Here is a 21,805-nt window from a genome sequence, read left to right on the forward strand (position 1 = left end):
TTTTCGGTATAATGTAGTCACCACAACAAACAAAATACGAAAGGATTTAATTGCTCGTGACTATTATACTGTATTTACTTCAAATAATTCAACAACTCTATTCAATGAATTGCTTTTTATTAAAACTTCTCTGTAGATATATGCCTTTTAAGCAGTGGGCTCATGATGATTCCAACTCGCCAAAATATCAAAAATTCAAGATTGATGAACTTCCACTTATCCTGAATGTTGAACCTTGGGATTACCGAGATTTCATGGCTTATCTTAAGTGGCGTTATAAAGATGACCACAAACCTATCAAACCCATCCGTCGTCGATCTGAATGTGACATCGACGAAGACTGTAAATGTCCTCGCTGCAATGCCCCTAGTATCTATCTTTATAAGAACAACGGTTCCAAAGGCCAGCTTATGTGCAAGGTATGTGATACGAAGTTCTCTCCTGAAGAGAACCGTCACACATCACTTAAGCTACGCTGTCCTCACTGCATGAATACCCTCGTCCCTAAAAAAGATCGCAAGCACTTTATTGTTCATAAATGTGTGAACCCTAAATGCCCCTACTATATCAAGAACCTCCGTAAAGTCGATAAAAAAGACCTTAAGGAAGACTATGGTAAGAACAAGTACAAACTTCATTACATCTACCGCGAATTCACCTTGGATTTCTTCAAGATGGATCTTAATTCGCTGCCTAAAAATGCATCATCGCTCAAGTTTTCCAAGTTTGATTCTAATGTCATGGGCTTATGCTTAACCATGCATGTAAACCTTCGAATGTCTCTTCGTCAGACGAAGTATGCTCTCAAAGAGTTATACAACATCGATATCTCTCACCAGCAGGTAGCCAACTATTGCAAAACAGCCGCCATCTGCATCAAGCCCTTCGTCGATAATTACAACTACGATGTAAAAGATATCGTAACCGCTGACGAAACCTACATCAAAATCCGTGGTGTAAAGGCTTTCATCTGGTTCATCATGAATCCAAAGAATCGCTCCATTGTTGGCTATCGTATATCTCAAGAACGAGATGTCGGTGCCTGTATTCTTGCCATGCGTATGGCTTTCAGACACTTAAAGAAGCTTCCCGAAAACTTCCGCTTTATAGCAGACGGTTACAGTGCCTATATCTTGGCAGCCCAACAATTCTTAAGAGAATACGGGGACGATTTTAAGTTCAATATCACTCAGGTAATTGGACTCACCAATAATGATGAAGTATCCAAAGAATACCGCCCCTTCAAGCAGATGATAGAACGACTAAATAGAACCTATAAGCTATCCTACCGGCCGACCAATGGTTTCGACAATGTCGATGGAGCCAACTATGACCTTGCTCTATGGGTTGCTTATTACAACTTTCTGCGCCCTCACAAGCACGCCGGATACAAAGTCCTTAACGATGTTGAGTTGCTTCATGGTGCTGACAACATGCCCGGCAAATGGCAGCTCCTCATCTTTCTTGGCCAGCAAACAATCCTGAACATGCAACACGGCGAAGCCGCTAACTGTTCTTAGATTCCAAGCCAGAGGTAAATAACCCAGCCACCGCAAAGCGGCATGCCCTTGATGGCACAAAAAAGAACTGCTACACTGCTGTGAGCGACGGAAGAAGTACTAACTGTTCTTGAGTTCTTCGCCGTCGGTAATCGACTCCCAGCAGTTCTTTTTCGTGCTATCAAGGGTGGCGGCCAGCTGCCACTACTTAAACTATCTACAGTTTTCAAGGTTCATCTGAGCCTTTTTTCTTCAACTCAGTTTTTCATAACTCATTTGACACTTTCCTCTGCTTTTCTTCCAAATGAAAATGTATCTTCTTTTTCCTTTTTCGGGGCAAATCTGCCTTTGACTTCCAAAAGCCTTTTTTCCATGATGGAAAACATGGCTTCCACCTGTTCCTGTGTGTATTCGTAATTGGTGCGGTTGGAAAGGTTCTCAAGCCTACCGATTGCATCAATGACTTTGTTCACACGATACTCCCCAAGACGGACAAACTTGTCCGCCTTGCTCTCATTGTCCTGTACTTTCTTTGTTTCTTCTGCTCCCATTGTTACGTCCTCCTTTTATTTTTTCTTTCCTGTAAATTTCTTATTGGGAAACTCCATGACAAACTTAAACTGCACTCCGGACTTTTCTTCTCCGTCCTTTGTGTAGTGGTATTCTTCCGTACCGCTCGGAATGATATAGGCATCGTATTTCTTGCCCGCCTTGCTTGTAAGCCCCTTTAACAGCGTCTTTTTCCCGGTAAGCAGGCTTTCCACCTGTTCATCTGACAGGGCAACACCCATGATCCGGCTTACATTCATGCCGCACTTATTCTTGCAGAAAGCTCCGTATTTTCCCTTTACTACCTCTCCGCCACAGTTCGGGCATTTACCAAGTACCTTCTGCTCCTGTGCAAACATCTTTTTCTGCTCGTCACTGACTTCGTGGTAGGTGTGGATTAAGTCAGATACCATTGTTTCAATATCTGACATAAAGTCCTCACGCTCCATCTCTCCCTTTGCAACAAGGGTAAGGGCATTTTCCCAGTCAGCGGTAAGTTTCGGGGACTTCACCACATCGGGAAGCACCGTAATCAGCTTCATTCCATCCTCTGTGGGGATCATCTGCTTTTTCTCACGCTTCACGAAACCGTCCTTGACTAACTTCTCGATAATGTCTGCTCTGGTGGCAGGTGTGCCAAGTCCCTTACGCTCCACATCGTCACTCATGTCCTCGTTTCCGGCTCGCTCCATTGCAGACAGAAGGGAATCTTCCGTATAGTGCTTCGGCGGTGTGGTGTAATGCTCGCTGATCTTCGTCTGTACCCCGTCAAAGGTCTGCCCCTCGGAAAGCTCTGGCAGCTTCTTATCCTCCTGCTCTTTATCTTCCGTTGTCTTAAAAGAACGCTTAAAGGCGTCTTCAAAATCTTTCCACCCGTTTTTTAAGACCGACTTGCCAGAAGTTGTAAAGGTGTAAACGCCACAGGAAAGCTCTGCCTTGACCGTTTCATAAAGATGTTTCTCCCCCGTAGCACACAGCAGTCTGTTGGCCACAAGGGATAAAATCTTTCGCTCCGTTTCCGGCAGGGCTGCAAGGTCAGCTTTTGCAATCTCCATTGTGGGGATAATCGCATGGTGGTCTGTAACCTTTTTGCTGTTTAACACACGCTTAATATCCGGATTGAACATCCTATTTTCCTCAAAAAGAATGGAACTGAAAATTGCTTCGATTACATTTCCGGCAGTCTGCTCCATATCGTCAGACAAATACTGGCTGTCCGTTCTCGGATAGGTACACAGCTTTTTTTCATAAAGGCTCTGGGTGTACTCCAAGGTCTGCTTTGCAGTAAAACCGAATAGGCGGTTTGCATCCCTCTGAAGTGTGGTAAGGTCATAGAGTTTCGGCGGTGCTACTGCTTTTTCTTCCTTTGCCACAGACGTAACAAGAGCCTGTCCGTTCAGACAAGCTCCTGCAACATTTTCTGCTTCTGTTTTATTGTCAATCCTCTCTGTGGCTGCATCCACGCCGCCACAGAGGATATGAGCCATAAAATACTGCTCTTTCTTGAAATTCATAATCTTTGCTTCACGCTCCACAAGCATTGCAAGGGTAGGTGTCTGTACCCTGCCCACCTTTAACACCTTGCCGCCATATAAAACGGTAAAAAGCCTTGTACCGTTGATACCCACAAGCCAGTCCGCTTCTTGTCTGCAAAGTGCGGAATGGTATAAATGATCATAGTCACTTCCCGGCTTCAAATTCTCAAATCCTTCCCTTATGGCACTTTCCTCCATAGATGAAATCCATAAGCGTTTCATGGGCTTTTTGCAGGAAGCCATGTTGTAGACCAGACGGAAGATAAGCTCTCCTTCCCGTCCGGCATCGGTGGCACACACTACCTCGTCCACTCTGCTGTCATGCAAAAGACCATAGAGCACATCATACTGCTCTTTGGTATCCTCCTTGATCTCATACTGCCAATGCTCCGGGTTGACCGGAAGGCTCTCGTAAGTCCATTTCTTCCACTGTTCTCCATAGCTTTCCGGTTCTGCAAGCTCGATTAAATGTCCCACGCACCAGCTTACAAGATAACCGCCGCCCTCAAAATATCCGTCCTGTCTGTCTAAGGCTCCCAATACATCTGCTATGCTTTTCGCCACACTCGGCTTTTCTGCGATTACTAACTGCATTTATTCGTCCTCCTCATCGTTTTTTTCAAAAAAATCGTCCTCTGTGTCCTCAGTTTCGTCCTCATCTTCTAGGACTTCTTCTTCCTCGTCCTCCTCATCATCTTCATCAAGAAACTGCTCTTTCTTTTTCTTGACTACCTTGAAATAGTAACCTGCGCCGATGCCAATGACTGCAATAATGCCAAGCACGATATAGGTTCCCATCGGATTATCGGGCTGTGCGGGCTGTTCTTCCGGTTCCTCGGTACTTTCTTCCGTACTTTCCTCGCCATCCTCTGGTAATTCTTCTGTTTCCTCATTATCCGTTTCCGCATTATTGTTTGGCAGTGCGCTGTCACTTACCGGGATTGCAGACTCCAGTGCTGCGGAATTTTTCGGAAGTGTCTCGCTGTTATCCGTTGTCGTATTTAACAGGTCATTTTCGCTGATCTCTGTAAGGAAGTAGACCATTTCCTCATCACCGTCCCTGTCGATAATCAGATAAAACACCTTATCACTTGCGGTCTGAATGGTATAAAACTCTTTCCCATTCTCTGACTGCTCTGCATTATTTTCTGCCTGCTCCGAAGCATCTGCTTCCTGCATGGCAGCTTTTTTCTGTTCTGCAAGACTGGTTTCCGATGTGGTATTGCCCTCACTGTCCGTTTTCGTATGCTCCGTTACCTGTCCGGTTGCTGAGGAAGGCTTGGTTGCTTCTGCACTGACCGGGAGCTGCTTAGCCGGATCGCTTTCGTTACTGTCCTCCGCTTCCGGATCGGTGTAATATGGGTTGGCTGTCTTATAGACCTCCGACATATTTCCGGCATTGTCCATTGCGGAAATGGTAAAATACTGATACCCTGCATCAAACTGTTGCAGACGGATATTCAAAACGCCATTCGTCAGCTCTGTAAATTCATAACCATTCACATAGACTGCCTTGATTCCGGAATCCGTATCGTGTGCCTGTACGCTTAACAGACCATCGCTGACCGCCGCATTTAAGGTTGGCTTGGTAAAATCAAAGCACTTAATGTAACGGTTCTTCTCATAGGTATTACCCTTCTGGTCTGTCACAAGCACATAGACGGTGCAGTTTTCCGAAATCTCCACATACATATCCTCTGTGATGTCTGTCCAGCTTCCATTCTGTGCAACTTTCGCCTGTACGCTTTTTACGGTAAAGTTGCCGGACTTTGCCACATCTTCAACTAAGATATGTACCTTTGTGGTATCATTGTGCCACCCTGTCGGTGTATTGATTGTGATTTTCACGTTGGGATTCACATACTCACAAAGACTGTAATCCTCTTTACAGACCTCACATTCCTTATCCACCGAATACTGTGAGCATTTCTCCTTACAGGTACATTCCGGTGTGGGAATGTCATTGCCGGACACAGTAGAGCTTTCCTGTTCACTTTCGCTTTCTTCCTCAGTTCCCGTAGACGGTGTTTCCGTTTCACTCTCATTTTCCTCTGCATCCGTATCCTGTGCCTGTACCGATACGGTATTGCCGCTGTTTGCCATAAATGCCCCAATCGGCATACAGAACAATACTGCCGACAAGATAAGGGACATGATCACCTTAACTGATAACTTTTTCTTCATTTCCTGTTCTCTCCTTTTCTTTTTGTGCTAATAACTGCAAAATCTCGTCCTCGCTGAATTTGATAAGTAATTGCAGCTTCTCGGACGAGATTTTATGCTTTTCGATAATATCCAGTTTTTCAGCTCTTTCCGCCATATGTTTTTCTTCTTCCAGGTTCTTTAACTTTGCCTGTATGGTGGCGAGCTGTTCTTTTGTCTTTGAGATTTCCTTTTCTATTCTCTGGCTTTTTGTCATAGTATCTCACTTCCTTTAATTCAATCTTCCAAAACTGTAAAAATGGCTCTGCCAGTACGGAGTGTTAATGGAAGCATATTTGATTGGATCGCCACAGTGTATCATTACCCCATTGCCGCAGTAGATGCCTACATGACTGACTGCACCTGCTGAATTATAGGTGCCTGTGAAAAAGATAATATCTCCCGCTTTCGCTTCGCTTGCCGATACGGGAGTACACTGGTCATAAATGCCCTGTGCGGTTGTTCGTGGCAGATTGTGTACGCCGCTGTTGGTAAATACCCAGCACACAAAACCGGAACAGTCAAAACTTGTGGACGGAGACGAACCGCCCCATACATACGGATATCCTAAATACTTGGCTGCTTCCTCCATAAGTGCCTGTACGGTTGCATCATCATAGGAATCCGGTGGTATGGCATTTCCCGGCGCACCGCCGCCACCTCCCGGACTTTCCCCGTAAAGCGTTCCCTCGCCTACATCAAAGTAAAATAACGGATTGTAATACTCTCCGTTATACAAACACTCGATATGCAAATGGCTTCCGGTACTGCTTCCGGTGTTTCCCGTAGTTCCGATTACCGTCCCTTTGGTTATGCTCTGACCTGCACTGACACTCAGGCTGTCCATGTGGGCATATTTTGTGGTGTAACCGTCTTTTTCGATGACCACATAATTCCCGTAATAGCTGTCATAAGCTGCTGTCGTGACCGTTCCGTCATGGGCTGCATAAACGGTTGTGCCTGTGGGCACCGCTATATCCACGCCCCGATGCAGTTCCTCATTTCCGGTGTTCGGGTTCTTGCGGTATCCGTAATAGCTTGAAATATAGTTATACCAGTACAGATTAAGCGGAGAAGCAAACTGCTGTAAAAGCCCGCCAGTCTCTGCATACATGGCATAAATCTCTGTCTGTTCTGCATCCATCTTTCCGGCAACAATGGTTTCCAATGGTTTGACCGTAAGCACTACCCTTAATATGCTGACTTCGTATTCCTCCTCTTCCTCGTATTCGTATTCTTCCTCTGTCTCCTCTCCTGTTACCGGATCAGTAACAGTGCGTGTGCCTGTCTTGGTTACTGTCCTTGTCCTTGTTTCCGTATCCGGTGTAAGAGTCAGCGTATACATCTCATCAAAAAGAGCCTGTACCTCGCTTTCCACTTCACTTGCGGTAAATTCCGTATGGACAGCCGATAAATACCCGATCAGCGTAAACGGATTGTGCCCGATTTCCCCCAGATTATAGGAATACTCATCATATCCCGGATAATCAGTTTCAATATTGTCAATCTCATTCTGAAGGTCAAGCTCCTGTCTGGTAAACTGCAAGTCTGTCGCATCAATCTCTGCCGGTTCGCTCAAATAGCTTGCCGCAAGCACCGTAGACTGCGTATCTGCAAACATCGCCCCACAGGACGATACCGAGGTCATAATCATAACAAGAAGCACCGCCATGATACCAACCGTTATGAGAACACCCGCATTTTTGCTTGCAATCTCCTGTAACTTCTTTGCTATGGCGGTTGCGGTATTGGCGGTCTTTGACACTGCTTCCTGTGCCGCTTTTGTGGCAGCTCCCTTCTGTCTTGCTTTCAGGTACTCCCGCTTGATACGCTGTTTCTGTAAACGCTTCTGCAATGCTTTTTTCTGCATCTGCGGTTTTTCCTCCAAGAACTTCTGGTACTGGAAGTTGACCTCTTTCTGAAACTGCTTCTTTTCCAGCTTCGCTATCTTCGCCCGCTGTCTTGCTTCCTTTCCCTTATAGTGCCTTTTTACAAAGCCAATCAGCTCCTCACCTTTCTGCTCCGTCTTATGGGCACCTTCCACAGCAGAGTTTTCCTTCTCGTTCTCAGCAATCTTACCATGTACGAAATTTCTGCTTTCCGTCTGCATTCGCCGCATGGTGGTCTTGGAAAGGCTCTCCTGCTTAAAAGGCTTCTCCTTATCCAGCGGAACAACCACATATTTCCCCTTGCCCGTTTCCTCATCAAAGACTCTCTGCAAGGTATATTCCCGCTTCTTTGGAAGTTTTCCTCTAGCCTTTTTGACCTTCTCTGCGGCTTTCTGCGCCTGTTTCTGTTTCTTTTTTAATTTCTCGCTTCCGGTAAACTCTGAAGCGCAATCCTCCGTAAAAACCTTTCCGGCATCTTCCGTAAAAACGGTATCTTTGGCTTTTTCCCTGTGCTGATGTTCTCGCTGCACACGCTTTTTATGGTATTTGCCCTTTTCCTGTGACTGCCTGTAAGTGTCCCTGCGGTGGTAATCCTCTTTTTCTTCCTGCCTTTTCCCGTTTTCCTCCGTCTGACCGGAATTATCCTGTCCAGAAAACGTGTTCTCGGCTTTGGTAAATGCCGCCTTTTCCTCCTGTCCCTTATCGGCACCGGACTTCTGGACATTTTGTCCAAAAGTTTCCCCATACTCCTTTTTCGCATGGCTTTTCGATGCACCAGACTTTTGTGAAACTCCGGTTTTCTCCTGAAAGACATCGGAAGCTCTCGGCTGAAAATCTGAACCGCCGCCTTTTTGAAAGTCTGGACTCTCTTTCTTCTGAAATTCTTTCACAGCCTTTTTATGTGAAGCGGCACTTTTTTCTGTCTTTTTATCTGCCATTAACTCGCCTCATCTTTCTTAACTGCTTCCTCCGGTTTGGTGTTCATAATCGCATAGGTCTTGGTGTTTGTCGGATACTTGTCAACAAATGGGATAACCACGTTGTCAAACAGTATCAGACCAGAACCCGGCTCGGAATTGGTTACATGGGAAAGCTGCTTTTCAGAAAGCCCTAACTTGTCTGCAAGTATCGCCTGATCCTTTGCGTTCTGGTTCAACAGATACACAAAGTCACTGTTACCCAAGATACCCTCGATTTCCTCTGAACGTAAGAAGTCACCCACGTTCTGGGTAAGCCCTGTCGGGATACCTCCCCACTTTCTGAAACGCTTCCAGATTTCCACAGAGTAAATGGCGGTCTGCTTTTCCTTTAACAGAAGGTGGAACTCATCACAGTAATAACGGGTGGCAATCTTACGCTCCCTGTTCTGCGACACCCTGTTCCATACTGCGTCCTGTACGATCAGCATACCAAGCTCTTTTAACTGTTTTCCCAAGTCCCTGATGTCAAAACAGATGATACGGTTCTGTGAGTCCACGTTGGTACGGTGGTTAAAATAATTCTGCGAACCGCTTACATACAGCACAAGGCTGTTGGCAATTCTGACCGCCTTTGCCTTTGCTTCCTTGGCAAGTTCCTTTTCCACGTTTTTCGGCTCATATTTTAAGAGTGCATTGTATAAGTCCTCAAGGATAGGCATATTCTCCGGCACAGGGTTTTCAAAATAGGTATCGTAAATATGACGGATACATTCGTCAATGATACCCTTCTCATCATTCTCCAGACCGTCCTTTCCTCCGGCAATCAGGTCACACAGGGTAATGAGAAAGTCACTCTTTAATTTCAGAGCTTCTTTGTCCCCTTTGTGGGATAACTGAATATCCATCGGGTTCAGATAATCTTTGGAGTCTGTAGCAAGTCTTATGACCTGTCCCTTTAGTGCCTGTACCAACGGGAAATACTCTCCCTCCGGATCACAGATAATAATGTCATCCCTTGTCATAAGGAAACAGGATAAAATCTCTCTCTTTGCGCTGAAGGACTTACCGGAACCCGGTGTTCCGAGTATGACACCGTTTGGTGTACGGAGCCTTTTGCGGTCTGCCATAATCATGTTATTTGAAAGGGCATTTAACCCGTAATAAATCGCCGGAGCAGGCATGAACAGCTCCTGTGTGCAGAACGGAACTAAAATAGCAGTACTTTTGGTTGTCAGTACTCTCTCAATTCCAGTATCGTTGCAGCCAATCGGTGCAGATGCCATAAGCCCCTGTTCCTGTAAATACTGCAAGCATCGTAAGTTGCAGTTTGCCTGCTGGATAATGCCGGAGACCCTCTGCGTGATGTTCTCAAGCTCCCTTTTTGTCTTTCCGTAACAGGTAATCAGGAAGGTCATTTTAACAATCTTCTGATTACTCGTATTCAGATCGTCTAAAAGCTCTAAGGTATCCTTTTCATAAGTGATGATGTCCGTAGGAAGAATATCCATATCGTAACCGCTGCGGACAGCCTTTTTCTGCTCCTCAATCTTCATTTTCTGAATGTTCGTCAAAGCTCCCTTTAACATCTTGATTGCCTTGACCGGATCCATCGTCTGCATGTGCATGGTAATGGTAAGGTTATCATCAATGTCAAGGAGCTTCTTTAGCAGCTCGTCATTAAATCTCGGTGCGATAATATCCAGATAGTGAACACTTCCGTACATACTGCCGGACTTAAATCTGCTCGGATAGCGGAAATCAAACCCCGGCGGTGCTATATAGTCTTTTACACCCTTGCCGGACTCTGACAGTTCCTTAAATGAAAAACGGAAAGGCTCCATCGTTCCCTGATTAAAATACTCATGCAGGATACGAAGTCTTTCCTTTCCGTCAAGTGACCGGGCATTCGTGCCAATGTTATTTAAGTTTCGGATAACATCTTTCTCAATATTATTCAGTTTGTTTTTAGCTTCCTTGTATCCGGTGCTTTCCACACCAAAAATGAGATACTTTGACTTGATGATACCGTTGTTTCCCTTTGCCGACTGATGCTTCAACATCTGTGTGTATTCCTCACGAATATCGTCAAAATCATCATCCTGCAAAGGTATGTCAAACTGCTCCGCAAGTGCCTGTTCATTGACCTGCCTGTTGAATAAGAACAGTTCAAACTTAATGGACGGATCAAAGTAATTGATGAGCTTGCTGTACTCCTCTAAAATATCTCCCTGGTCTTCTACTTCCAGAAGGTCATAGTTGATGTCGTAAAACTCCACCATCTTCGTGTAAAAATTATGTGTTACCTGACAGATACCATCACGAAACATCTTCTTGAAGGTAATGGTTTTCTGTGCAGTATCCGGCTTTGCCTGTTCCTTCCCGTTTCCGGCAAGGATACGTCTAAGCTCTACTAACCGCTTCTTTTCCGAAAATGAAAGTCCGGCTCTACTTGCCGCCTTCTTATTTTCCGGCATTCTGCGGTTTCCGGCTTGCGCCTTTTGCTTTTTTTTCAAGGTAGCGCACCTCCTTCTTTATTTTTTCTCTTTCCTCCAACTGCTCGTAGAGGTTTTCCGATTTATAAGGACGTATCCCCGGTGTAAGTATCTTCTGCCGTATCATAAAGTACAGAAGTTTTTCTGCCGGAAACCCGTCCCTTTCATACATTGCCAAAAAGAAAAATGGCAGCATCACTCCCACCATGATCAGGGCTGCCGCCTGTGTTCCTAAAACTCCCTTTGTAAGAAAATACAAAGGAACTCCGGTAATGGCAGCTCCGCTAAAACAGATGATCTGTCTTTTGGTAAGATTCAATGCTACTTTCGTTTTGATGCCACTCAGGTCTTTTGGCACTGGTACTGATATTGCCATAGTCTGCTCCTTTCGTGTGCATACCCATATATGGGCAACGCCCACCATGCATTAGTGAGCGTTAAAGATTGATTTTGATAAGGAACCTGTCTTGAATAAGCTGAAGCATAAGATTACGGTATAGGCTGCCACAGACCATAAGGCGCTGTGAAGATTGCCTGCGACTGCCACACTTGCCACAAGCACAGCATAGATTGCCACACATACCATAATGAAAAATCCCTGAAATGCTAAAGCGATAAGTCCCTTTAGATAGTTGGTTCCGACTGTTCCCCATTCCCTGTTGGTTACGGTTGCCGCCGGAATTGGTGCTACTGATACATAAAGGTATATTTCAATCATACGTCCGTATAAAATGACGGTGATAAGGACGGACATGATTTTCATACACAGGCTGATGATCATGGTTTCCATGCCAAGTCCTATCAGCTCCCCAATCCCCATACTATCAATCTGGCTGTTGAACATGGAAGTAAGCGTAGCCTGCACATCAAGACTCGTTGAGCCGGATATGGAAGCTGCCGCCTGTGTCACTACATGACTTCCCACGTCAAAGACCGCCATGACAATATCAAAGGTCTTACTTAGTAAGCTGACAGCGATACAAGCCTTGAATAAAAAACGGAAGAACAAACTCGTATCAAAGTCGTGCATGTTGTTTTTGTCAATAACCATTGTGATCAGCTCATAGACCAGCACAAAGCTGATGATCATTCCCGCTATGGGGACAATGACATTTTCCGATAACGTCTGCACCATGCTGAAAATACCGGAATTCCATGAGCTGGGTGTTTTGCTGACCTCCCCTGCAATCGTGCCTACCTTGTCATTCACATCGGTAAACATGGTTTCAAGGTTGGACAGCACCCACCCTTGCAGCATTTCCTTTATGAAATCAGTGATCTTGTCAATGATTCCACCCATAAAGGACTATCTCTTATGAGAACAGTGTGGAGAGCTGTGGAATCACCGTCTGCGCCACAATGATAATGCCACCACCGGACATAAGCTGCTTGATCCCCTGTGACTTTGCTCCGGGATTGTCGTTACCGTAACCTTCCAGAAGGTTGATAACACCCCATACTCCTACACCTGCTCCGATTGCTGTTACTACGGTCTTTAATCCTGTTACTGCTGTTGTAAAAAATGACATTTTAATTTACCTCTTTCTTTCCTTAAATTTGATTTGTGATTGAAAGAGTTTTTCGTGTCAAATGCCCCGCCCTGTGATAAAATAAGGACAGGGCATTCCTTTAGGATTACCCTGACGGGCATCCGATACCTTCAAGTTTGCCGACTGCGGTATCGGGTGCTTTTCTATCCTAAAGTACATTCAAAACTCCATTTCCACTTTTGGACATTTTGCCCAGAAGTTGTGTTACGATATGCCAGCTCAATTCCGCTATCGCTCCATTTCGCTGTGGCTGAACGCCATATACAGATAATTGCAGTTCTGCGTGTCTGCAAGTAAACTTGCACACTTGTCCTGCATTATCTGTGCATATCGTTTTTGTTCCATATTCAGTTTTAAGCTGCGATTTCCCCGACATCTTCCACCTCATCAACGGAGTCGTTGTTCCTGATCTTTGCATGGTACAGGTTCTTTACATATTTTTCGATGTCAAAGGCATTCTTTTCGTCATAGTCAGAAAGCAAGTGGTACTGCTTATGCTTTGTTATATCAAACTTATTGGAAAAGAACGGTCTTACTCCCCTAAGCTGCATAATACACTTGCCGCCATCCATGACTGCAATCTCGTCCTGACTCATAAGCTCTTTTCCGGTCTTTTGGTAATTCAGACCGTAGGACTGGCTCGTACCCCTCGTGTCCGAGGTATTATAAAGGTCAATGGTTTCTTTACCCAAAACTTCTGCCAGCTCTTTGAGCGTGGTCTTTTCCTTCCCACCGAGGAATAGTGTGGTATCACAGTTGCCTTCTATGGTATCAGCGTTGTCCTTATAAATCGCTTTAAGCTGTGACTTTGACTGCAAAATAATAGAAGCTGAAATTTCCCGGCTACGGATCGTAGCTATCAGCTTCTCAAACTTTGGTATCTGCCCAATGTTCGCAAACTCGTCTAATAAGCAGCGCACATGAATCGGCAGCCTTCCGTTATACACATCATCTGCCCTGTCACAGAGCAGGTTAAAGAGCTGTGTATACATGATTGACACGATGAAATTGAATGTATCGTCTGTGTCGGAGATAATGACAAACAAAGCTGTCTTTTCGTCCCCTAACATATCAAGCTCCAGTTCATCATAGCTTGTCAGATCACGAAGCTCCTTAATGTCAAATGGTGCTAATCTTGCACCACAGCTAATCAAGATACTCTTAGCTGTCTTTCCCGCAGCCAGCTTGTACTTTTTGTACTGCTTTACTGCGAAATGGTCTGGTTCTCTCTCCTCAAGCTCATCGAACATCAAATCGACAGGATTCTTAAACTCCTCATCGTCCTCCCTGGCTTCACTGGCATTGATCATGTCAAGCAGGGTGGTAAAATTCTGTTCTTCCTCCACGCACTCATACCAGATATATCCGATAAGGGCTGTGTAGTAGAGCTTTTCGGCTTTCACCCAGAAATCTTCACCGGATTGCTGTCCCTCTCCTTTGGTGTTTAAGATAATTGTGTTTACGAGTTTCAAAATATCCTTTTCACTCCGGATATAAGCGAAAGGATTATAGTGCATTGATTTTTTAAAGTTAATGGTGTTCAGAACTTTGACTTTGTACCCGTTCTTTAACAGCATTTTGCCACACTCCACAAGCACCGTTCCTTTCGGATCAGTGACAACGTAGGAGCTGTGCATCTGCATCAGGTTGGGTTTCACAAAAAAGCGAGTCTTGCCGGAACCGGAACCGCCGATAACAAGAATGTTTTTATTTCTTGCATACTTCGGTTGCTTTGGTCTGCCCGACATCATCAGCCTTTCCGTTTCTGTCAGTATGACATTGTTCTCAAAGACCGGATCGACATAAGGCTCTATATCCTTTGCATTTCCCCACCTTGCGGAACCGTACTCTACACCCTGCCTAAACTTCTTGGCATTCTTAGCTTTGAAATACACCACAAGACGGAGCGCAACGCCGCCCACAATACCGACCAGCAAATCTTTCGGGAAAAAACTCGGCAACGGATTGGAAAACAAATCATTCATCCCGTTCATGGCTGCCATCATCTTATCGGAAGCATCACTCCCCGGTGATACACGCCACAGCCACGCTATCTTGTCACAAAAATACCCTGCAAGAATATACGGGAGATTCATAAGAATGAGCTTCTTTTTATCCACGCCTGCGGTCTTAGCCTTCAGCGTTTCGGGAATGACTTTTAAGTCTTTGGCAATACCGTCTATAATCTTACTCATAGCGACTGCCCCCTGTCTTTCTGGTGTTCCCTTGCTCTTTCCCTGTTCTTGTCCTTTCCAAGCAGCTCCCTGAACTCTGCCAGCTTCTCCTTTACGGATACTCTGCCACGTTTCTTCTCATTAACTTTCACAAATTCCTTAAATGCCTGTGTGATCACATCGGCATCCTTGCCCTTGAAAAATACCATATACTTCGGCGGTTCCACCGTCTTATCCTTTTTCACAGCAAAGTCAACATTGTATTTCCTTGCCACTCGTTCAAAGGACTTGATGTTGTTATCCGTAACCTCAATACTCGAAGCTCCCATACCCTGACCTACCAGCTTTTTCACTGACATTTTTCCATGCGTTGCCTGTTGTCCGGCTTTCCGGCGCTCCAGATACATCTTCATGGCTTTTTTCAGTACATCGGCGGTCAGCCTTGAGGACTTGAAAACAAGGGCAATCGTTTTCTGTGTAACTTCCTCCTGCATGGTTTTCCTCCTTGATTTTTTGTAGCTGTAGCTCCGCTATGGTGGAACATACAGCCTGTGCAGTAAATACTTCATAAGCTCTCCTTTCCACTTCTGGACATTTTGTCCAAAAGTTCTGTAAACGCAAAAAGGGCAGCTACAAACCTTTACGGTCTATAACTGCCCTTGCGCTGTTCTTATTTTACCACTTTTTATATAAATACACTACATTATTTTCTCATAGGAATTACAATCTAATGGGTAATCACAAAATACTCTAAAATAATAATCCCACATATCAAATACAATTGGTTTAACTTTAGTGAAAAAATAATTCATACTTTTATTTATCTTTTTTCGTAAAAAATCATCATCCTCATCAAAATATACTTTTTTCACCTCAGCTATTGATTTTTCTGTTATCGAATCAATATTATCATTAATAATACCAATCGACAAATTCAATGTTTCTAATGTCTGATATATGGCTTCTGCATCGACATAATTCTCATTTGCAAGCATTTCGCACATCTTTAAAAATGTCCTGCATATTGACGTCAGTTCTCTATAAGGATACAAAAAATATTCCTGTCTCCCTTCATTTTCTAGATACTCTACGAATCCCTTAATATCTTCAATTTGTTTATTATATTTCTCCATAAAACTACTTATTTTGATTTTAACAGGCTTGGAAACTTTAAATATGCTATTAAGATGACTGCAATAACCGTTTTCGATTTTCTTTGCCGGAAGAACTAGATTTATATAATTCCACTCTTTTGACTTCTCTATTGCCGAACTTGTTCTATAGGCAATTCCGTCATATGTTCCATTTTCCCTTAGCCAAAGCAATAGTTGCTGTGGAAATATATATTCCTCTACAAATGCAACATCACGATTAGATACTTTCATCGAACAAGCTGCTTTTAGTGGCAACAATAAAAGATATTTTGCCAAAAACTCATAAATAACCTTTCGATTTTCTTTATGATTTACATTTTCCAAATATATTGCCCATGCAACGTCAATTGGTAACATGGTAAAATCTATTATTTTTACTTTTTTATCACCCTCTAAATCTAAAACAAACCCTGCATAAGAAAATTCTTTCGGCATACCACATTCAAACCAACATAGCTCCTTACCTGATGCTAAATATAAACAAGGGTATCCTGGAATACTATATCTATACGATTTTATCAAGTGACGCATATCCATTGGAATATGGAACAAATCTTTTCTGCTATATTCATCCTTTCCAGCCCTAATACGATAGTAATTTTTAAATGATTCATATCCAACATTTCCGATATTTTTTACCGACATCAATGGTTCTATTTTGTTCATCATTTTTGAAAAATGATTATACATCTCTACCATTTTTCCATCATCATAATAATCAAATACTTTAAGAATATCCTCACATAATTCTTCTAAAATTGGCAACTTACTCTCTATATATGTATAACAAGCTTCATCTAAATCACACTCATCTGTTCTTAATAAAGCTTTTTTACAGCTGTTTATATATTGTTGAAAATAAGCCTTCAAAAAAAGCTTAGCTGGTTGCTTCCCTCTTGATATTGGTAATTTATACGACAAAATCAAGTTATAAAAATTGTCATTAGGTAACATCATTCTCTCCTTTATATCATTTATTCTAATAAATATACTGTACAAAATTCGGCATACATCTTGCCATCTTCAAACTTCACATCATCAAGTAACAAAGCCTGGAATAACACTTCCCTGACACTCTCTAATTTTACCATAGAAAGCTCCGCTTCCGAAAGTCCCTCCAACTCTATATTTTCCAAAGCCACTGCTTTTCTTGCTGACAGACAGTATGTATATAAAGCCATAATATATCTGTCAGATGTCACAAAGGCATAGGTGTCCTTGCCTTTATAATTGTATCGGCACTTTTCCAATTCTTCCGCAGATATGGTAAAGAAACATCTTACTGTTTCCAGATACACCTTTCCCTCATAGTCCGGCTTATACTTCTTTGCCAACCGCTTAACCGTTGCAAAAATATTATTCCTCTCATAGGTCAGTCTGGTTCTCTTAAAAACTGCCTTTTTCCCCCGCATATCCATGTAAACATTGTTCCCTATGGTTTTTCCGGCGAATGGCTCATACTCACCGATCCGCAACAGATAGGAAAGCACCTGCAAAAGCTTTTCCTTTGAAGTAATTTCATTATAGCTGTAATCACCAAAGCCTAACTGTTCAAACTGTAAGGGTGTACTTCCCTTTTTAATCTCTCGTTCCATTATCCTGTCCACATCTCTCATTGACTCCATATATCTTTTTGCTCCTTCCTTCTGACAATAAAAGAGCAGCCATGTTCTGACTGCCCCACCTTTGGACAAAATGTCCAGAAGTTCTATATTTCCACTTTGGGACTTTTCGTCCAGAAGTGTCCTGTTACAATACTGATAAGCTCTCCTGCAATGCCGATTATCTTAAAAATCAGCACTACACCGCCAATCAAACCGCCTATGATACAATTCAGTGCAAGAACACCGATACTGCCGCTGATGCCGAAATTCTTGGGTATCAGCCACAGGCACATCCGGCGAATACCAAACGGACACCCTGCAATAATCCAATATAAAAACCAGTCAAAGCCTTCTGCTTTCTTACATACCGGATAACAGGTCAGCATCCATACCGCAATTATCACTGCCGGAACAATGACCTTAAACAATACCCTTTTCATACCATCCACCTCCATACATATCGTGCTGTACCTCTTGTTGGTAATAATGATTGATTGTGCTTGGCGCATTATAAAGTGTTGTCACCATATACGCCTTGATATTCGTAATCTTGGTTGTGGTATTCTTCATGCAGCCAATGACATAATTCAAGTGCGAGCTGTTCAGTTTCAGGAACTTTGACTTTACCAGCTCATACGGGTAATCATCCCCGCCAATCCTAACCGTCTTGTGCTTTACACATACAACCTCGCAAATCACCTCAAAAAGCTCATCATAAAGTGCTTTGTCCTGCCAATCACCATATTTCATGTAGTGATCGTATTCTATGTTCTCCTTGATGATTTCAATGTATGCGTTAACATCTTCCATCGCATCAATCGTTTCTTCTGTTTCACTTTCAGATTGATTAGATTGATTGTTATAACTCAAATCAGTATAGTTAGTATTGTTATAATTAGCGTTCGCTTCTCGAACCTCTGCAAGTTCGGTTTCCGAACCTCTTGAAGTTTGATTTCCGAACACCTGCAAGTTTGGTTTCCGAACCTCTTGAAGTTCGATTTCCGAACTTCTGGAAGTTTGATTTTCGAACCCCTTGAAGTTCGATTTCCGAACTTCTGTGGAAGCATAAGTATTTGAAGGACTTTTCGGCTGGCTTTCTGGCTCTCCGCCCACTTCCAAAGTGGCAAAGTTTTTGACATAAATAATATCCGGCTTCCCTAATCCCTGTCTTTTTTTCTCTATCAGACCAATACCCTTTTTGCTGTCAAGCTCTGCCAATACTTTTACACACTTTTCTTTTGCACAGCCTAAATCCTCCATAATATTATCAAGGGTATAATGAATATATGCCCTGTTTTCATCATCAAACCATCCGTTTTTCATGGATAGTGACATTCTGTCAAGCATCAGACCATAAAGGAGCTTTGCATCACTGGATAACTCTTTGAACCGTTCGTCCTTAATCAGCAATCTTGGAACTCTGTAAAATGAAAACTGTTCTGCTTCGATACCATAGTAATAATCAAATCTCATCATGTTACCCATGTGCCTGCACCTCCTTTCTACTGTCTTTTCTTCCATTCATCCAAAAGCTGAATGATAATATTCTCTATATCTTCACTGCTATAATCTTCAGCAAAATACTTGCTGATCTTGTCCGCTTTCAGTGTAACCTTGCGTTCCTTTGGCTTTTCTTCTGTCAGAATCAGTCGCACCATTGCAAGCGTAAGCTCTCCACTTTTGCCATATTCCTTTAGCTTGCCGGATTGTACGGTGCTGACATTACAGCCCCGTTCTTCTATAATGACCTCTACCCACTGCTGTGCTTCCTCTGACAGAAAGGATATGTCCACGCCCTGCGAAAACCCTAATTTCCTGCTGTCCACCATTTCAAGAAGCTCATCGGAAAGCCTTGAAAGCCAGATATAACGCTGTACCTTTTTCGCATTCTCTCCGGCAGCTTCCCCAACTTCATCAAGGGTATTCTTGCCCGATTTCTTTCCCTGATGTTTCATAGCTTCATATTTCATCTTGTAGGCTTTTGCCTTTTCACTCGGTAAAATGTCCTCTCTCTGAATATTGGAGTCGACCATGATAATGGTTGCTTCATCATCGGAATAATTGCGGACAATAATCGGCATTTCCGTTTTCCCGGCTCTTTCTGAGCCATGCTTCCTACGGTGCCCGGCGATCAGCTCATAGCCGCCGCCAGCTCTCGGTCTTGCAATTCCCGGAACAAGTACCCCGTAAAGTCTGATACTCTCCGTTGTTTCCTCCATCTTTTCATCGTCCAATACCTTAAATGGGTGGTCTTTGAACTCATGAAGGTCTGCTAACGGGGCATTGATAATCTGCTCTGCCCCTGTTTCCTGTGCGTTGCTTCCACCGAATAAATCATCAAAACTCTCCATTTTGATTTTAGATGCGCTTCCTGTCTTTGTATTACTGCTCATTTGCAAGCACCTCCTCTGTCAAAGAATTGTAGGCAGATGCCACCTTTCCCTTTGGATCATGCTTATAAATGCTGACTCCTTCCGCAGAAATCTCCGCCGCCCTTACCGAAATCGGGATAATATTGGTAAATATCTTTACCCGGCTTCCATAGGCTTCCTTCAGCATGGCACTGATGTCCCTTGCATAATTCGTCCTGCTGTCCACCATCGTCAATAAAATGCCCTCTATCTCCAGTTTTGGGTTAATCTGACGCTTTACCTTGCCAATGGTCTTGATAAGCTGCTGTAAGCCTTTTACTGGCAGATATGCCGCTTGCACAGGAATCAAAATACTGTCGGCACAGGCAAAGGCATTTATGGTAATCATTCCAAGTGAAGGCATACAGTCAATTAAGATGTAATCGTAATAATCCCGCACCATGCTTATGTACTCCTGCATGATACGCTCCCGGCTCATGACATTCACAAGGGAAACCTCCAGACCGGAAAGCTCAATATTTCCCGGCATAAGGTCTATTCCTTCCTCATGGTGTAAAATACCATCCATAGGCTCAACTTCCTCGTCCTTAATCAGACTGCCCATGACCGATGCCAATGTGATCTCGATTGCGTCCGGCTCTGTGTACCCCAAACTTGCGGTAAGACTGCCCTGTGCATCGGCATCAATCAAAAGTACCTTTTTCCCCTGTTTTGCCAGTCCAATTCCTAAATTGCTTGTTGTGGTGGTCTTTCCGACTCCACCTTTCTGATTTGCGATTGCAATAACTCTACACATGATAAATTCTCCTTTGCTTTCTACTCATTTTCTTTTACGTTGCTTTTTCTGACTTCCACATAAGCCCTGTGGAATTTCTTTGTTCCTTTATTCGGGTATAAATCTGAAAACTCTGTTACCTCAATCTTGGGATTTCTCTGCAAAATCTTCCCAAACCATTTAATATCATTCTTTGTTCCCATCAATCGAACTTTTAACATCAATCTGCTCCTCCAAACAAGGCATACAGTTTCCGGTTATAGGTTGCATATTCCGGATACCGGATTTGTATCGCCTGCCAAAAATACGGTGCGTAGGCACAGCAGAACAATTCTTCCACCGTATACTGCCTACACTCATTGATCTGCTCCTCTGCGTCCTTGTAATCGTCAACACTTGGTGTACCGTTGCAGTACAGATTAAACGCCATTCTGACTACTTTCACGCTTCCGCTGGTCTGCCAGCCTTCATGTAAACATTCTGTCTTTACACAGCCTGTCTTAAAATCATAAATGCGATTTGCATTTCTTCTGGTATCATCGCTAATACCAAGACAATAGCAAAGTGCCTTGTGGTACACATCCTGATACCGTACCTCTTTCAATTTCTCATAGTAGAATTTCTCATGTGCTTCGCTGATAAAAATAATTTCTTGAGCTTTTTCGGCTCCTGCTCCTAACGCTGTACTATTCATGTTCTTTTCCTCCATTTCTGCTTTGCTGACCATAACAAAAAAGGACACTTCTCTAAAATTTCTTTTAGAAAAATGTCCTTATAGTACAAAATATTAACTTGAACTGACTCGATTTTAATTTAAAATCGTTTATTTTAACCCTTTAAGACAGGTTATTTTGTCGTACTCTTGTCGTACCATACAATTTAAAAGTCCGCAAACCCGCATAAATACTGGCTTTATTTGTCTAATGATTTCATCGTCGGAAATACCCAAGAGGATAACGCACTATTGCATATTATCCCGTATTTAAGCCTTTTCAATATGTTTTGTTTAGCGCATTATCACGCATTATTCGGTACTATCATTTCAAAATTCGTTGCATTTTCGTTGCAAAAACTCTTTTTTGTTGCACAA

At 43.2% G+C, this 21,805-nt stretch carries 20 protein-coding genes; 1 reads left to right on the forward strand and 19 read right to left on the reverse strand.

The window, feature by feature from the left end:
- Window positions 1-56: 56 nt before the first annotated feature.
- Window positions 57-1,520, forward strand: a complete 1,464-nt coding sequence (locus ACTNES_RS04190) for an IS6 family transposase (protein ID WP_441038579.1) — start codon at window positions 57-59, stop codon at window positions 1,518-1,520.
- Window positions 1,521-1,771: 251 nt separating this feature from the next.
- On the opposite strand, the gene ACTNES_RS04195 is transcribed toward ACTNES_RS04190, so the two are convergent.
- From ACTNES_RS04195 to ACTNES_RS04285, 19 genes are all read right to left on the reverse strand, one after another.
- Window positions 1,772-2,050 carry a hypothetical protein gene (locus ACTNES_RS04195; RefSeq protein ID WP_441038580.1) on the reverse strand — a complete coding sequence of 93 codons (279 nt, stop codon included), beginning with the start codon at window positions 2,048-2,050 and terminating at the stop codon, window positions 1,772-1,774.
- A 15-nt stretch (window positions 2,051-2,065) separates the two neighbouring features.
- Entirely contained in the window at window positions 2,066-4,177 is a 2,112-nt protein-coding gene (locus ACTNES_RS04200) for a DNA topoisomerase 3 (RefSeq protein WP_441038581.1), read from the reverse strand.
- Window positions 4,178-5,767 (reverse strand): CD1107 family mobile element protein, encoded by a 1,590-nt coding sequence (locus ACTNES_RS04205; protein ID WP_441038582.1) that lies wholly within the window; start codon window positions 5,765-5,767, stop codon window positions 4,178-4,180.
- Entirely contained in the window at window positions 5,745-6,002 is a 258-nt protein-coding gene (locus ACTNES_RS04210) for a DUF4315 family protein (RefSeq protein ID WP_441038583.1), read from the reverse strand. Before ACTNES_RS04210 ends, ACTNES_RS04205 begins: the two co-directional genes overlap by 23 nt.
- Window positions 6,003-6,017: 15 nt before the next feature.
- Window positions 6,018-8,612, reverse strand: a complete 2,595-nt coding sequence (locus ACTNES_RS04215) for a CD1108 family mobile element protein (protein WP_441038584.1) — start codon at window positions 8,610-8,612, stop codon at window positions 6,018-6,020.
- Entirely contained in the window at window positions 8,612-11,107 is a 2,496-nt protein-coding gene (locus ACTNES_RS04220) for a VirB4-like conjugal transfer ATPase, CD1110 family (RefSeq protein WP_441038585.1), read from the reverse strand. Before ACTNES_RS04220 ends, ACTNES_RS04215 begins: the two co-directional genes overlap by 1 nt.
- On the reverse strand, window positions 11,055-11,462 hold the full coding sequence (locus ACTNES_RS04225) for a PrgI family protein (protein WP_441038586.1): 408 nt from the start codon (window positions 11,460-11,462) through the stop codon (window positions 11,055-11,057). Before ACTNES_RS04225 ends, ACTNES_RS04220 begins: the two co-directional genes overlap by 53 nt.
- Before the next feature lie 51 nt (window positions 11,463-11,513).
- Window positions 11,514-12,386, reverse strand: a complete 873-nt coding sequence (locus tag ACTNES_RS04230) for a VirB6/TrbL-like conjugal transfer protein, CD1112 family (RefSeq protein ID WP_441038587.1) — start codon at window positions 12,384-12,386, stop codon at window positions 11,514-11,516.
- A 13-nt stretch (window positions 12,387-12,399) separates the two neighbouring features.
- On the reverse strand, window positions 12,400-12,615 hold the full coding sequence (locus tag ACTNES_RS04235; protein ID WP_002582189.1) for a Maff2 family mobile element protein: 216 nt from the start codon (window positions 12,613-12,615) through the stop codon (window positions 12,400-12,402).
- A 374-nt stretch (window positions 12,616-12,989) separates the two neighbouring features.
- Window positions 12,990-14,831 carry a VirD4-like conjugal transfer protein, CD1115 family gene (locus ACTNES_RS04240; RefSeq protein ID WP_441038588.1) on the reverse strand — a complete coding sequence of 614 codons (1,842 nt, stop codon included), beginning with the start codon at window positions 14,829-14,831 and terminating at the stop codon, window positions 12,990-12,992.
- Window positions 14,828-15,304 (reverse strand): PcfB family protein, encoded by a 477-nt coding sequence (locus ACTNES_RS04245; RefSeq protein ID WP_118540950.1) that lies wholly within the window; start codon window positions 15,302-15,304, stop codon window positions 14,828-14,830. The genes ACTNES_RS04240 and ACTNES_RS04245 overlap by 4 nt, the downstream gene beginning before the upstream one ends.
- Before the next feature lie 204 nt (window positions 15,305-15,508).
- On the reverse strand, window positions 15,509-16,921 hold the full coding sequence (locus ACTNES_RS04250; RefSeq protein ID WP_441038589.1) for a hypothetical protein: 1,413 nt from the start codon (window positions 16,919-16,921) through the stop codon (window positions 15,509-15,511).
- A gap of 17 nt (window positions 16,922-16,938) precedes the next feature.
- On the reverse strand, window positions 16,939-17,589 hold the full coding sequence (locus tag ACTNES_RS04255; RefSeq protein ID WP_441038590.1) for a hypothetical protein: 651 nt from the start codon (window positions 17,587-17,589) through the stop codon (window positions 16,939-16,941).
- Between the two features lie 83 nt (window positions 17,590-17,672).
- On the reverse strand, window positions 17,673-18,008 hold the full coding sequence (locus ACTNES_RS04260; RefSeq protein WP_441038591.1) for a DUF6050 family protein: 336 nt from the start codon (window positions 18,006-18,008) through the stop codon (window positions 17,673-17,675).
- A complete protein-coding gene (locus ACTNES_RS04265; RefSeq protein WP_441038592.1) occupies window positions 17,989-19,053 on the reverse strand; it encodes a DUF6017 domain-containing protein in 1,065 nt (354 codons plus the stop codon). The genes ACTNES_RS04260 and ACTNES_RS04265 overlap by 20 nt, the downstream gene beginning before the upstream one ends.
- Window positions 19,054-19,070: 17 nt before the next feature.
- Window positions 19,071-19,961 carry a ParB/RepB/Spo0J family partition protein gene (locus tag ACTNES_RS04270; RefSeq protein ID WP_441038593.1) on the reverse strand — a complete coding sequence of 297 codons (891 nt, stop codon included), beginning with the start codon at window positions 19,959-19,961 and terminating at the stop codon, window positions 19,071-19,073.
- Window positions 19,951-20,736 carry a ParA family protein gene (locus tag ACTNES_RS04275; protein WP_087418632.1) on the reverse strand — a complete coding sequence of 262 codons (786 nt, stop codon included), beginning with the start codon at window positions 20,734-20,736 and terminating at the stop codon, window positions 19,951-19,953. Before ACTNES_RS04275 ends, ACTNES_RS04270 begins: the two co-directional genes overlap by 11 nt.
- A 20-nt stretch (window positions 20,737-20,756) precedes the next feature.
- Window positions 20,757-20,936 carry a hypothetical protein gene (locus ACTNES_RS04280; RefSeq protein WP_087418633.1) on the reverse strand — a complete coding sequence of 60 codons (180 nt, stop codon included), beginning with the start codon at window positions 20,934-20,936 and terminating at the stop codon, window positions 20,757-20,759.
- Window positions 20,936-21,409 carry a DUF6075 family protein gene (locus ACTNES_RS04285; protein WP_087418645.1) on the reverse strand — a complete coding sequence of 158 codons (474 nt, stop codon included), beginning with the start codon at window positions 21,407-21,409 and terminating at the stop codon, window positions 20,936-20,938. The genes ACTNES_RS04280 and ACTNES_RS04285 overlap by 1 nt, the downstream gene beginning before the upstream one ends.
- Window positions 21,410-21,805 lie beyond the last annotated feature (396 nt).

Origin of the sequence: Blautia sp. HCP3S3_D9 (assembly GCF_052063845.1) — a bacterium.
Taxonomy (GTDB): domain Bacteria; phylum Bacillota; class Clostridia; order Lachnospirales; family Lachnospiraceae; genus Blautia_A.